The sequence below is a fragment of the Streptomyces sp. NBC_01268 genome (assembly GCF_036240795.1).
Lineage (GTDB): Bacteria > Actinomycetota > Actinomycetes > Streptomycetales > Streptomycetaceae > Streptomyces.
The window spans coordinates 7,189,990-7,202,945 of sequence record NZ_CP108454.1 but is presented as its reverse complement, the minus strand read 5'-3'; the positions used below and the strand labels follow the sequence as shown (position 1 = coordinate 7,202,945).

Annotated in this window: 14 protein-coding genes; 9 read left to right on the top strand and 5 right to left on the bottom strand. The window is 73.1% G+C overall.

The annotated features are described in order from the left end of the window. The first annotated feature begins 88 nt into the window (after positions 1–88). Positions 89–991, top strand: coding sequence for a LysR family transcriptional regulator (locus tag OG309_RS32410; RefSeq protein WP_329426340.1), 903 nt, complete (start codon positions 89–91; stop codon positions 989–991). 39 nt (positions 992–1,030) lie between these two features. Here the strand turns inward: OG309_RS32410 and OG309_RS32405 are convergent, their stop codons facing one another. Both OG309_RS32405 and OG309_RS32400 read right to left on the bottom strand, forming a co-directional pair. Next, positions 1,031–3,205: a putative bifunctional diguanylate cyclase/phosphodiesterase gene (locus OG309_RS32405; RefSeq protein WP_329426339.1), complete on the bottom strand. Its 2,175-nt coding sequence runs from the start codon at positions 3,203–3,205 to the stop codon at positions 1,031–1,033. Next, a complete protein-coding gene (locus OG309_RS32400; protein ID WP_329426337.1) occupies positions 3,202–4,014 on the bottom strand; it encodes an SAM-dependent methyltransferase in 813 nt (270 codons plus the stop codon). Before OG309_RS32400 ends, OG309_RS32405 begins: the two co-directional genes overlap by 4 nt. Positions 4,015–4,520: 506 nt before the next feature. Between OG309_RS32400 and OG309_RS32395 the strand changes: the two genes are divergently transcribed. The 3 genes from OG309_RS32395 (at position 4,521) to OG309_RS32385 (ending at position 6,712) form a co-directional block, all read left to right on the top strand. Then, on the top strand, positions 4,521–5,192 hold the full coding sequence (locus tag OG309_RS32395; RefSeq protein WP_329426335.1) for a hypothetical protein: 672 nt from the start codon (positions 4,521–4,523) through the stop codon (positions 5,190–5,192). Between the two features lie 28 nt (positions 5,193–5,220). Further along, complete coding sequence (locus OG309_RS32390) at positions 5,221–5,985, top strand: bestrophin-like domain (RefSeq protein WP_329426333.1); 765 nt, start codon at positions 5,221–5,223, stop codon at positions 5,983–5,985. Between the two features lie 166 nt (positions 5,986–6,151). Beyond that, positions 6,152–6,712 carry a hypothetical protein gene (locus tag OG309_RS32385; protein ID WP_329426332.1) on the top strand — a complete coding sequence of 187 codons (561 nt, stop codon included), beginning with the start codon at positions 6,152–6,154 and terminating at the stop codon, positions 6,710–6,712. A 135-nt stretch (positions 6,713–6,847) separates the two neighbouring features. On the opposite strand, the gene OG309_RS32380 is transcribed toward OG309_RS32385, so the two are convergent. Further along, positions 6,848–7,375 (bottom strand): hypothetical protein, encoded by a 528-nt coding sequence (locus tag OG309_RS32380; RefSeq protein ID WP_329426330.1) that lies wholly within the window; start codon positions 7,373–7,375, stop codon positions 6,848–6,850. Positions 7,376–7,701: 326 nt separating this feature from the next. On the opposite strand from OG309_RS32380, the gene OG309_RS32375 reads away from it, so the two are divergent. Then, a complete protein-coding gene (locus tag OG309_RS32375; protein ID WP_329426328.1) occupies positions 7,702–8,361 on the top strand; it encodes a class F sortase in 660 nt (219 codons plus the stop codon). Positions 8,362–8,442: 81 nt separating this feature from the next. On the opposite strand, the gene OG309_RS32370 is transcribed toward OG309_RS32375, so the two are convergent. After that, positions 8,443–9,306, bottom strand: a complete 864-nt coding sequence (locus OG309_RS32370; protein WP_329426326.1) for a polysaccharide deacetylase family protein — start codon at positions 9,304–9,306, stop codon at positions 8,443–8,445. A gap of 90 nt (positions 9,307–9,396) precedes the next feature. Between OG309_RS32370 and OG309_RS32365 the strand changes: the two genes are divergently transcribed. Further along, positions 9,397–9,843: a universal stress protein gene (locus OG309_RS32365; RefSeq protein ID WP_329426324.1), complete on the top strand. Its 447-nt coding sequence runs from the start codon at positions 9,397–9,399 to the stop codon at positions 9,841–9,843. Positions 9,844–9,900: 57 nt separating this feature from the next. Here OG309_RS32365 and OG309_RS32360 read toward each other — a convergent pair whose 3' ends face one another. Beyond that, entirely contained in the window at positions 9,901–11,091 is a 1,191-nt protein-coding gene (locus OG309_RS32360) for a CapA family protein (protein WP_329426321.1), read from the bottom strand. Positions 11,092–11,319: 228 nt separating this feature from the next. Between OG309_RS32360 and OG309_RS32355 the strand changes: the two genes are divergently transcribed. The 3 genes from OG309_RS32355 (at position 11,320) to OG309_RS32345 (ending at position 12,952) form a co-directional block, all read left to right on the top strand. Further along, positions 11,320–11,889 (top strand): sigma-70 family RNA polymerase sigma factor, encoded by a 570-nt coding sequence (locus tag OG309_RS32355; protein ID WP_329426320.1) that lies wholly within the window; start codon positions 11,320–11,322, stop codon positions 11,887–11,889. Continuing rightward, positions 11,877–12,299, top strand: coding sequence for a PaaI family thioesterase (locus OG309_RS32350; RefSeq protein WP_402546647.1), 423 nt, complete (start codon positions 11,877–11,879; stop codon positions 12,297–12,299). Before OG309_RS32355 ends, OG309_RS32350 begins: the two co-directional genes overlap by 13 nt. 182 nt (positions 12,300–12,481) lie before the next feature. Continuing rightward, a complete protein-coding gene (locus tag OG309_RS32345; protein WP_329426315.1) occupies positions 12,482–12,952 on the top strand; it encodes a hypothetical protein in 471 nt (156 codons plus the stop codon). Positions 12,953–12,956 lie beyond the last annotated feature (4 nt).

The window sequence follows — 12,956 nt, the reverse complement described above, 5'->3', positions numbered from 1 at the left end:
ACGGTAGGGGCGAAGGACCCGAGAGGTCCAAGACATGGTTCGGCTGATATCGATAGGAAGACCCTATGGTGCGGGGTAGGCTGGTCCCATGCAGTTCCAGCAGCTCCTGTACTTCGTCGCCGTCGCCGAGACCCGTCACTTCACCCGGGCCGCCGAGCGGGTCCACGTCTCCCAGCCCTCGCTCTCCCAGCAGATCAAGGCCCTGGAGCAGGAGCTGGGCGCGGAGCTGTTCAGCCGGGCCCGCGGCAACATCGCGCTCACCGACGCGGGCGAGGCGCTGCTGCCGCTGGCCCGCCGGATCCTCGCGGACACGGACACCGCCCGGCACGAGGTGCAGGAGCTCGTGCAGCTGCGGCGCGGCCGGGTGCGGCTCGGGGCGACGCCCAGTCTCTGCACCGGCCTGCTGCCGGACGTACTGCGCACCTTCCACGACCTGCACCCGGGCATCCGGCTGCTCATCGAGGAGGGCGGCTCGCACGATCTCGTACGGGAGCTGGCGCGCGGCGCGCTCGACCTGGCGCTCGTGGTGCTGCCGCTGCCGACGCCCTCGCCGGCCCTGACGACGGTCGAGCTGCTGACCGAGGACCTGGTGGTGGTCTCCTCCGCGTCGGCGCCCGCCCCGCGCCGGCCGGTGCGGATCGCCGACCTCCGCGAGCAGCCGCTCGTGATGTTCCGGCACGGCTACGACCTGCGGGAGCTGACCGTGGCGGCCTGCCGGGCGGAGGGCTTCGAGCCCTCCTTCACGGTGGAGGGCGGCGAGATGGACGCCGTCCTCGGTTTCGTACGGGCCGGGCTCGGGCTCGCCGTCGTGCCGACGATGGTCGCGGCGCGCGCGGGCCGCGACCTGCGGGTCACGGCCCTGGCCCGACCGGGGCTGCAGCGCACGATCGCGCTCGCCCACCGCAGCGACGTGGCGCCCCCGCGGGCGGCGCGCGAGCTGCAGAAGCTGCTCATGGCCTCCCGGAGGGCGGGGGCCGGGGCCGGGGCCTGACGCCGCCGGCCGGCGACACCGCGCCGGACCCGCCCCGCGCTACACCGCGTCCGCCAGGACCAGCGAGTGGATGCGGTCCGGGGCCCCTGGGCGGGCGTAGTACCAACCCTGGGCCGTGTCGCAGCCGAGCTCGCGGAGCTGCTGGGCCTGCGCCCCGGTCTCCACGCCCTCGACCGTGACGGCCAGCTCCAGGCTGTGGGCCAGCTGCACGATCCCCTCGACTATCTTCAGGTCGACCGGGTCCACGGGGTGCTGCTGCATGCCCTGGGTGAAGGAACGGTCCAGCTTGAGCACGCTCACCGGGAGTCTGCGCAGGTTGGCCAGGTTGGAGTAGCCCGTCCCGAAGTCGTCGAGCGCGATGTCCACGCCCATCTCGGCGAGCTGCCGCAGCGGCTTGAGCAGGTCGTCGTCCGCGCCGATGAGCGCCGACTCGGTGACCTCCAGGCAGAGCGCGCCGGGTTCGAGGCCGGAGCGCTCCAGGACGTCGACCGTGTCGGCGACGAGCCGCGGGTGGTGCAGCTGGGTCGGCGACAGGTTGACGTTGATCCGCAGCGGGCCGCCGTCCGCGTGGCGGGTCTGCCAGAACCGGGCCTGGCGCACGGCCTCCTGGAGCACCCAGCGGCCCAGCGGGACGATGAGGCCGGTGTTCTCGGCGAGCGGGATGAACCGGTCCGGGCCGAGCACGCCGTGCTGCGGGTGGCACCACCGTACGAGCGCCTCGGCGCCGTGCACGCTGCCGTCGTGGAGGTGCACGAGCGGCTGGTACTCGATGAAGAACTCGCCCCGCTCCAGGGCGGCCGGCAGGGCGGTGGTCAGCCCGTGCCGCGTGATGGCCCGGGCGTCGGCCTCGGCGTCGGCGAACTCGAAGCGGTTGCCGCCCGCCGACTTGGCCCGGTACATGGTGATGTCGGCGCTGCGCAGCACCTCGGCCGCGGTGCGCTCCCCCGCCGGGCCCTCGACCACGCCGACGCTGCCGCGCACGGTCAGTTCGCGGCCGTCGATCCGGATCGGCGAGGCGAGGGCGGCGAGCATCCGGTCGGCGAGTTCGGCGACCTTGTGCTCGCTGTCGGGCCCGGTGGTGAGCGCGACGAACTCGTCGCCGCCGAGCCGGGCCACCATCTCGCCGGGCGCGGTGACCGAGCCCTGCAGCCGGTCGGCGACCTCCACGAGCAGCCGGTCGCCGGTGGCGTGTCCGAGGCTGTCGTTGATGACCTTGAAGCCGTCGAGGTCCAGGTAGCACAGGCCGAAGCGGCTGCGCTCGCCGGGCGCGAGGGTCTTCTCCAGGCGCTCGAAGAACAGCGTGCGGTTGGGCAGTCCGGTGAGCGCGTCGTGCGTGGCCTCGTACCGCAGCCGCAGGTTGAGCAGCCGCCGTTCGGTGGTGTCCTCCATCAGTGCCAGCTGGTAGCGGGGGACGCCGGCGGCGTCGCGCAGCAGCGACACGGTGAGGTTGGTCCACAGCGCGGTGCCGTCGCCGCGGTAGTACGGCTTCTCCACCCGGTAGTGCTCCCGCTCGCCGCGCACCAGCTCGTCGTACAGGCGCCAGACGTGCGGGCCGTCCTCGGGGTGCGACCACTCGGCGATGTTGCGGCTGAGGACGTGCTGTTCGAGGCCGCCGAACATGCGGGTGAGGGTCTCGTTGACCTCCAGGACGTTGCCGTTGAGGTCGGCGATGCCGATGCCGATCGCCGCGCCCTCGAAGACCGCGCGGAAGCGGCTCTCGGTGGCGTGCAGGGCGAGTTCGGCGGCGCTGCGGGCGGAGAGCGCCGAGTGCGCGATGGTCTCCTGCTCGGTCAGCGTGCGTTCGCGCAGCGCCTGCGCGAAGCCGGCGGCCATGGCGTGCTGGAGCCGGGAGCAACGGGCCCGCAGCTCCTCGGCGGTGGCGCCGGCGGCGTCCGGCTCGTCCGCGCAGTACAGCACCAGATAGGCGTCGACGACGCCGAGGCTGCGGGCCAGTGCGTCCGGGTCGGTGCAGTGCGCGGCGATCAGGGCCTGGCCGACGCGGTGCGCGGGCGCGGTGTCGAAGGGCCGGGCGCGCAGGGCCGCGCTGAGGCCGCGGGCGAGCGGCAGCAGGTGCTGCTCGAACTCCTGGCGGGTCATCGACGTCGCGGTGACCGGGAAGACGGCCCTGCTCCAGATGGTGACGAACCGTCTGATTCTGTCCTCGGGTCCGTCGGCGTCGGCGTCCGACCCGGCCGGCTGGGGCGGTACCTTCACGCCTTACGCCCCACCCCTGCGAACCCGGAGAAGGCGTAGGGGTCCTCCTCCTCTTCCGGACTGTCGGGACGCCAGCGGGGCATCGACACGAGTCCGGGCTCGACGAGTTCGGTGCCGTCGAAGAAGCGGGCGATCTCCTCGCGCGAGCGCATCACCAGCGGGCTGCGGATGTCGCGGTAGACGTCGACGGTGCCGCCGGCCTGCTCCTGGGACAGCGGGACACCCTCGTAGGAGGCGTGGGTGAGGACGAGGAGACTGCCCGGGGCGAGCGCGTCGAGCAGTTCGGCGACGGCGGTGTCCGGCCCGTCGGCGTCCTCCAGGAAGTGCAGGACGGCGACGAGGAGCAGGGCCACCGGCCGGTCCAGGTCGAGGAGTTCGGACACCTCGGGGCTGTGCAGGATCGTGGCGGGCTTGCGCAGGTCGGCGGCGAGCACGGCCGACCGGGCGTCGTCGGCGAGCACGGCCCGGCTGTGGGCGACGGCCACCGGGTCGTGGTCGACGTAGACGACCCGGGCGGAGTCGCTGGCGGCCTGGGCGATCTCGTGGACGTTGCCGAAGGTCGGTATGCCGGAGCCGATGTCGAGGAACTGGGTGACGCCGCCGTCCACCGCGTACCGCACGGCCCGGCGCATGAAGGCACGGTTCGCCTGCATGATCTTGGGGAGACCCGGCATGAACTCCATGGCCTTGCGGGCCGCTTCCCGGTCCACTTCGAAATTGTGCGAGCCGCCCAGATAGAAGTCGTACATTCGGGACACGCTCGGCACCGAGATATCGATGCCCGGCGGAGCCCAGGCGGGACGCTCCATCAAAGTCTCCAACAAGTCGCCACGGAGGATACGGCCATGTGTTCGCGGCCGACGTTCGAGCCGAGGCTACTGATCGCTTGCCTGGAGAGCGAGTAGAAACGGAAATTCGCGATCCGTTCTTGGTCACACGCCATTGGCACGTGCGGCGGGAACGGAAGAGTTCACGCCTTCGGCCCGTGCAAATTCACGTGCATATGGCCGTGCCCCGCTTCCTCGCCAGACGGCAGGCGGGATCGAGGCGCGCCACCCGCCCCGTCAAGGGACGACAACCGGCCACCTCCCCCGCATGCGCCGTCCCCCACGGAAGACACCGCCCCAACCTGCCCCAAGCCACCCTAAGACGCCTCAATCCCGCGCAACGGCACGCCCTTTGGGGCCAGTCCCCACCAACAGGTCGACAGCGCCGGGGTGAACGTCAAACACGTGCACCTCGAAAACCCCTCCATCCGGGGAATCCGAGGCCGTTCCGGGCCTACGGCCCGATTCACGTGATCATGCTGCTCGGCGTGTCTCTGTTGTCTCAGTACGGATCGCTCCTCGCGCGGCCCCTGGCGGCCGGCGCGCTCGTGTGGCTGCTCGCCACACCGGTGCCCGTCGCCGCCGACGCCTGCGCCTCCGCCGCCACCGGACCCGACGGTGCGAACACCACGGTCTCCTTCGCCGGACGGGGACCCTGCCACCCCGCCCACCACCCGCACCCGCCCCACCCGACGCACCCCACTCACCCCACCCACCCCACCCATCCGACCCATCCCCCGCACCCCACCCACTCTCCGTGTCCCACGGATCCGCCGACACCGACCGAGTCCCCGAAGCCCACCGAGCCGCCGGCGCCCTCCGAACCGCCGAAGCCCCCGAAACCCACTCCGCCTCCGCCGCCCCCGCCGGCCCCCGAGCCGCCTCCCGCGCCGAAGCCCCCGCCGGAGCGGCCGGCTCCCCCGCCGCGCCCCGCGCCGCCCGAGCCCGCCCCGACCACGCCCGAGGCCGAGCCGCCCGCGCCGCCGAAACCTTCCCCCTCGCCCACCGCGCGCCCGGCCGCGCCCGTGGCCCTGCCGCACTACCGGCCCACGGCGACCCGGGCGAAGCCGAAGAGCGCCCCGAACGTCCTCACCACGACCCTGCTCATCACCGCCCCGGCCGTGATCGCGACCGCGATCCTGCGCCCCCGCTCCCGCTGAGCCCCGCGCTCCGCCACCGGAGGAACCCTTGTCCGAATGGCTCGTCCTGACCATCGCGATGGCCGCCGCGTGCGCCGTCGTCCTCGCCATCGTCGTCATCAACCACCGGAGGATCCCCGAGGACGACGACCCCAGCGAGACCCCTGACGTCATCGAGTACATGACGATGATGATCGGCGTGGTCTACGCCATCGTCCTCGGTCTCGCCATCGCGGGCGTCTGGGAGGCCCGCAGCGCCGCCCAGGAGACCGTGCGCCAGGAGGCGCAGGCGCTGCACGAGATCTCCGCACGGGCCGAGGTGTACCCGGTCGTCGTGCGCGAACGGATCCGCTCCGACGTCGACACGTACGTCCGCTACGTCGTCGAGGACGAGTTCCCGCACATGACGGAGCACGGCGAACTCAGCGACAAGGGCACGGAGCTCCTGGAGAAGGTCCGCCGGAGCGTGACCGACTACCAGCCGGCCAACGACTTCGAGGGCCAGGCCTACCAGCCGCTGGTGGACCAGGTGGCCGTCGCCGACGACGCGCGGGGCGCCCGCGGGCAGAGCGCCGGGGACACGATGCCGGGAGTGGTGTGGTTCGGCCTCATCATCGGCGCCCTGGTGACGGTGGGCCTGATCTTCACGCTCCAGATCCGGCGCACCGGGAAGGAGTTGCTCCTCGCCGGCCTCTTCAGCGCCCTCATCGCCTTCCTGCTCTTCCTCATCTGGGACTTCGACGCCCCCTTCGGCCGGGGCATCGCGGCGACCGCCGCGCCGTTCACCGATCTGTTTCCGCAGCTCACCGGCTGATCAGGGCGCCGAATGTAGGCCGGTCGGGGGACATCGGTGCCCCATTCGCACCTCTGGGATCGCGGCTGTGATAGGGGGCTCCTAGCGTTTCGGGCATCGAGGTGCAGGTCGTCCGATGTGCGGAAACCCTTCCGCAGCTGCTCCTCGGGTACCCGGAGGATTCACCATGCGCGCGATACGTGCCGCGTCCACCGTTCTGCTGGGGGCGGCCGCCCTCGCCCTGGCCGCCCCGCTCGCCGTCGCCTCCGACGGCGCTCCCGCCGTGCCCGCGCCCCAGGCGCCCCGCGCGAAGCAGGCGGGCGACTTCGTCATCTCCCCCGGGGTCGTCGCGCCGGGCGGCCGGATCACCCTGAGCGCGCCGGGTTGCGCGAGTACGGCGACGGCGTCGGCCGGCATCTTCGACACCGTCACCATCGCCCCGGGCTCGGCGGCGACCGCGACGGTGGACACCGACGCGAAGCGCGGGGCCGTCTACACGGTGTCGTTCAACTGCACGGGCGGCATCGGAGGCACCGTCGACCTGACGATCAGCGGCGGGGCCACCTCGACGCCCACGGCCAGTTCGACGCTGCTCACCCCGCCGCGCGGAGTGCAGGGCGGCCTCGGCGGCTCCGTCGGCTCGATGGACGCCTGGACGCCGGCCGTGGGCGGTGCCATGGTGCTCGCCGCCGTCGCCGGTGTGGTGCTCGTCGTACGGCGCAGGGCCGCCGACGGCCGCCGTCACTGACGGTGCGGACGGTGCCCCCGCCGTACACCGCCGTCGTCGCGCAGGGCAGGACCGGACACGAGCCCGTCGCCCCCGGGTCCTGGAGAAGGACCCGGGGGCGACGGGCGTGACGGGCCGACCGGGAGGTTCGACCGGTCAGACCCCGGCGCCGGCCATGCGGCGCCGACGGGCGATGAACAGACCGCCGCCGAGCGCCGCCGCGGCGACGAGCGAACCGCCGACGGCCATCTCCGTGGAGCTCGGGGCGAGCGAGCCGCCGAGGCCACCCTGTGCGCCCTGTCCGGCCAGGACGCGGAACGGCTGGGTGAGCGTACGGCCGCCGCACTGCACGGCCAGGTTGTACTGGCCGGGCGTGGCGTTGTTGAAGATGCGGGCGGTGGCGGTGGACACCCCGTTGACGGTGGCGGAGAGCGTGGTCGTCGGGAAGGCGTTGGACGTGACCGTGCCACCGGCGCAGCCCCGGACGGTGATCGTGAGGATCGCCCCCTGGTGGACCGCGAAGGGCGACACCGTGACGCCGTTGGAACCGTCTCCGCCCCGCTCGGCCTGGAAAGGGCTGACCGACACGCTGCTGGGCCCGTTGGTGGCAGTGGCGAGGGGGGCGGCGAGCCCGAGCGCCGCGAACGCGGTCGCCGTCACCGCCAGAGTGCGTGCAGCACGCATGGTGGAACCTCCAGATGGAAGGCGCCCCAAAGCGGTGCTCCGGGAGATTCGACGAGTACGCCTTCCATGACGAACCATCACAAGTCGGGTCGGGCCCCGCATGTCGGCCTTGGGCCACCCCGGTGACGCGGGGCACCGGCCGAACGGGGGTCGGTGCCTGACGGTTCCGCAGGTCACACGGCGTCAGGCCGATGATCTGACGATTACTCGGATGGGGCATCACCCGGACGCCGCCGCACCGACGGCCGACACCCGTTCGCCGCGCCCCGATCGCCGGTCTCACCGGGCGCCCTTACCGTTCCCGTGACGCCCACGAAGGGAGAACCATGAGGACCAAGGACTTCAGCGTCCTCGACGCCGCCAGGAGACGCCAACCCTGGGGCGCGCTGGCTCTGGTCATGCTGTCCGGCCTGGCGATAATGCGCAACGGCGTCGGCTTCGAATCGGGTCCTCCGCAGCCCGCCGCCGCGGCCCGCCCGATCACCCGTCCCGTCGGCCCCGCTCCGACCGCGGCCGCCGGACTCGAACCGCTCCCCTTCGCCCCGGCCTCCCGGATCAGGATCCCGGCGCTCCGGGTGGCCGCACCGATCATGGACGTGGGCCTGGACGACAACGGCTGGATCAGTGCTCCCCCGCCGCAGGACGCCAACCTCGCCGGCTGGTACCAGAACGGCATCGCGCCGGGCATGCGCGGCACCTCCGTCGTCGTGGGCCATGTCGACAACCTGGCGGGCCCCGCCGTCTTCTACGGCCTCGGCTCCCTGCAGAAGGGCCAGCACGTCGAGGTCGAACGGTTCGACGGCCGGGTGGCCGTCTTCGAGATCTACGGGGTCGAGGTCTACGCCAAGAACGACTTCCCCGTGCAGGTCTACGCCGACACCGGCGAGCCCGAACTCCGCGTGATCACCTGCGGCGGCGGCTACTCGCGGGCGCACGGCTACGACGGCAACGTCGTCGTGTACGCGCGGATGGTCGGCTCGCGGTAGCGCCGCCCGGCGCACCATGACGAGGGCCCCGGCACGCTCTCCCGTGCCGGGGCCCTCGTCGTGGTGCGCCGGGCGGCGCGCTCAGCGGCGCGGGACGGTGATGCTGTAGCCCGCGTCGAGGAGTCGGGGCAGATAGCGCTGGAGGGCGGCCACGCTGTGCGCGCGGTTGCCGCCCGCGTCGTGGTTGAGCACGACGACCCCGGACCCGGCGCCGTCCAGCACCCGGCGCACGATGGAGTCGGTGGGCGGCTCCTGCCAGTCCAGGGTGTCGACGGTCCAGGCCATGGGCTCCATGCCCAGCTCGGCGCCGATCTCGAACGAGAGCCGGTTCCACGCCCCGTACGGCGCCCGGTACCAGAGCGGCGGGGTGCCGAGGGCCTGTTCGATGACCTCGCTGGTGGAGCCGAGCTCCTGGCGGATGCGGGAGGGCCGCAGCTTCGGGACCAGCGGGTGCGACCAGGAGTGGTTGCCGACCACGTGCCCGTCCTCGGCCATCTCCTTGAGCAGGTCCTGGTTGTCGACCGCCATCTCGCCGCAGACGAAGAACATCGCCCGGCAGTCGTACCGGCGCAGGGTCGCGAGGATCTCCGGGGTGTAGCGCGGATCGGGTCCGTCGTCGAACGTGAGCACCATCGAGCGGCCGACGCCGGTCAGATGGAGGAAGGGCCGGGTGCGCACGGGCGGGATCGCCCGGCGGAAGGCCGGGGGCGCGTAGCCGGTCATCGGCTGGAGACGGTAGGCGGCCGGGCGCAGCCTGGCCTGCGCCTGCGCGCCCGGCGCACCGGCCGGATGCGGACGCGCCGGAGGCGCCGCCCCGGTCGCGGGGCCGGTGCCGGAGCCGCTCATGCGGTCCGCCGCGAAGACCCCGACCGTGGCCGTGGCCCCGAGCGCGGCGGCGAGCCTCAGCAGGGACCGCCGCCCCATGGGCTTCTCATCGTTTTTCATGACCAATGGTTCGTACGGAGGACCCCGCGTGCTTCTCAGCGACACCGGGCCCCCGGCCGAAAGCACCCGATGAGCCGATAGCCTCGGAGGGTGAGTGGTTTCGAACGAGGTACCGACGGCCCGAAGGTGATCGTGGCCGGAGTCGACGGCTCCGAGTCCTCCCTGCGCGCCGCCTCCTACGCGGCCGGTCTCGCCCGGCGGCAGAACGCCCTGCTGGCCCTGGTGTACGTGCAGCCCCTGCTCACGGCGGGAGCGGCCGTGGGCGCGCCGGTGGCCGACACCACGGACGAGATCGCCGAGGGCCTGGTCGCCGAGATCCGCGAGGCGACGGAGCGGGTGAAGGAGATCTGGCAGGTGCGCTGGGAGTTCCACACCTTCCGCGGGGACCCGTACGCGGGCCTGGTCGCCGCCGCGGACGAACTGAAGGCGGACGCGGTGGTGGTGGGCGTCTCGGAGTCGGCCGGGCACCGCTTCGTCGGCTCGGTCGCGGTGCGTCTGGTCAAGGCGGGCCGCTGGCCGGTCACCGTGGTGCCCTAGCCGGACTCCTGGCACGCCAAGGGCGCGCCGGGCGTGCGCCAGGCGTGCGCCGGGGTCTCACTCGCCCATGACGAGCCCGTCGCGGGCGGCGCCGCGGCCGAGGACGACCCCGCGGATGGCGTCGCGGGGCTCGGTGTACTGCGTCTCGCCCTTCCGGATCACCTCGTTGAGGTTCACGACCCGGCCCCGGGCGGTGTCGAAGAGCTGCGGGACGAACTCGGCCCGGGAGACCTCCCAGCGCGCGCCGGGCGCGGCGGGCGGGGTGAAGGTGAAGCGGGCCAGGGTGCCCTGGTTGCCGCGCCTGTCGTAGGTGCCCTCGTAGTTGATCATGTCGCCGGCGATCTGGTCGCCCATGCCGTAGACGATCCAGGTGCCGTTGACCTTCTCGTACGCCTGCGGGACGTGCGCGTGCGTCCCGAGGACGAGGTCGATGTCGGGGCGCTCGCCGGTCCGTGAGGCGGTGAGCGAGCGGCCGAGGGTGAGCTGGCGCCCGTCGGGTTCGGTCTGCCACTCGGTGCCCCAGTGGACGGAGACGACCACGACGTCGGCACCCGCCTTGCGGGCGGCCCTGGCGTCGGCGACGATCCTCTGCTCGTCGATCAGGTTGACGGCCCAGGGCTGTCCCTCGGGCAGCGGGTAGCCGTTGGTGTCGTACGTGTAGGCCAGCTGGGCCACGGTGGCGCCGCCGGCCTTGAGCAGGGCGGGCCTGGCCGCCTCCTCGGCGGTGCGGGCGGATCCGGCGTGCCGTACGCCCGCCTTGTCGAGGGCGTCGAGGGTGCGGCGCAGTCCGGCGGCGCCGTCGTCCAGGGTGTGGTTGGAGGCGGTGGAGCAGGAGTCGTAGCCGGTCTCCTTGAGGGCGGCGGCGACCTCGGGCGGGGACTTGAAGGCCGGGTAGCCCGTGTAGGGGCCGCCCTCCTCTCCGTAGACGGTCTCCATGTGGCAGATCGCCAGGTCGGCGCCGGAGACGACGGACTTCACGCCGGCCAGCATGGGGCGGAAGTCGTAGCCCGCGCCGCCCGAGTCGGCGGCGGCCTGACGGATGATCGAGTCGTGCGGCAGGACGTCGCCGGAGGCGACGAGGGTGAAGCCGGCCGGGGCGGACGCTCCCCCGGGGGCCGCGGGAGGGCGGGGCGCCCGGCTCGGGGCGGCCGGGGCGTCGGCGGCGCGGTCCTGGGCGGCACAGCCGGTGGCCGCGGCGAGCAGGAGGGCGGCGAGGGCCGCCGCGCCGGGTCTGGTGCGTGAGGTCATCTGCCGGCTCCACCGATTCATAGGATGAACATCTGTTCCTGTGAATTCATCGCCGCCGAAGGCCTCAGTCAAGGGTCATTGCCGCACTTCACACCAAACCCCGCTGAATCGGACGCAAAGGTTCCGTCTGACCGTTCGCCGTACCGTTCACCGCGCGGTGCGACCGTTCGTCGCAGACCGTTGTCCGTTCCCTGTCGCTCACCGCCCGGATGCGTTCGGATACGGGCCATGACCACGGCAACCACCGACGAGCGGACCCTGCAGGAGCTCCAGGCCGAGCACGGTCCGGCACTGCTCGCCTTCCTCCTCGGACTGACCCACGGCGACCGGCAGCGCGCCGAGGACCTGGCGCAGGAGACCCTGGTGCGGGCCTGGCTCCATCCCGAGGCCTTCGCCGCGCCCTACGAGTCGATGCGGCCCTGGCTCTTCACCGTCGCCCGGCGCCTCGCCATCGACGCGCGCCGCTCCCGGCTCGCCCGCCCCACCGAGATCGGCGACGCCGTGCTCGCCGTCACCGCCGACCCGGGCGACGCCACCGAGTCCGCCGACGCCGCCCTCGACGTACGGGCCGCCGTACGCGGGCTCAGCCCGGAGCACCGCGCGGTCCTCGTCCGGCTCTACTTCCACGGCCTGACCGTCAACGAGGCCGCCGCCGAGCTCGGCATCCCGGCCGGCACGGTCAAGTCCCGCTCGCACTACGCGCTGCGCCTGCTGGGACGGCGGCTGCCCGGCTACCGGCCGCCCCGGCGCACGCCCGTTGCCCGGCCGCGGGCCACCGCCCCACAATGCCCTTCGTGACGCTGACTCTCACCTCCGCCGAAAAGATCCTCGCCGACAACTTCGCCCCCTGGGTGCTCGACCTGGGGCTCACCGTGGCCTCCGTCGACGGCCGGGAGGCCGTCCTCCGGCTCCCCTGGTCCGACCGGCTCGCCCGGGAGGGCGGCGGCCTGTCCGGGCAGGCGCTGATGGCCGCCGCCGACACGGCGACGGTGCTCGCGGTGGCCGCCGCCCGCGGCGGCTTCGTACCGATGACCACCGTCCAGCAGTCGATCAGCTTCCAGCGCGCGGTGGTCGGCACCGACGTCCTGGTGCGGGCGCGGCTCACCAAGTCCGGCAAGCGGATGGCGTTCGCCGACATCACCATGACCGCCGACGGAAGCGAGGAGACGGCGGCCCACGCGACGGCGGTGTACGCGCTCCTCGGCTGACCACCACGAGCGCTCCCGCCTCGCATCTCACCCGAGTCACACGGCTCCCACCTGCACCGATGTGGCGGGGGCCGTATCCGGAACCGCTCGGGCGAGTTGAGCCAAGTGCGCCCCGCGCACGTGCTTCCTGGTGGAGGCTCGTCGTCGGGGCCTCGTGAGGACGTCCGGGAGAAGGTGGAGCGTTGCTGCCCGAGAGCACGAACGGCGCCGGCGGGGGCGGGCTCGCCGTCCCCATGGACTGGCTGTGCGCCGAGTACGCCGCCGACGACCTGCTGCGCACCAGCGGTCTCGTCGAGCCGGGATCGCTGGAGTTCCGCGCCGGAGTCCAGGCGCTGGCCCTGACCGTCCACCTCGCGGGCGCCGGGGTCGAGGAGTGGCTGTGGCGCACCTCCCACGACCATCCCTGGTCCGGCTGGGTCGCCGGCCGGCTCTCCGCACCGGCGCCCGAGGGGCCCGATCTGGCCCTGGCCCGGGCCACCTGGCGGCAGTTGCGCGCGACCGAGCTGCGCGCCGCCGACCTGGCGGACCTCGCGGGGGTGGCCGGGCCGGTCCCGCCGTCCCCGGCCGCCGGGATCGACGAGGAACGCCAGGTGTGGCTCCCCGCCTGGCAGTTGGGCGTCGCCCTCGCCCATCTCGCACTGCACCTGCACTGAGCGG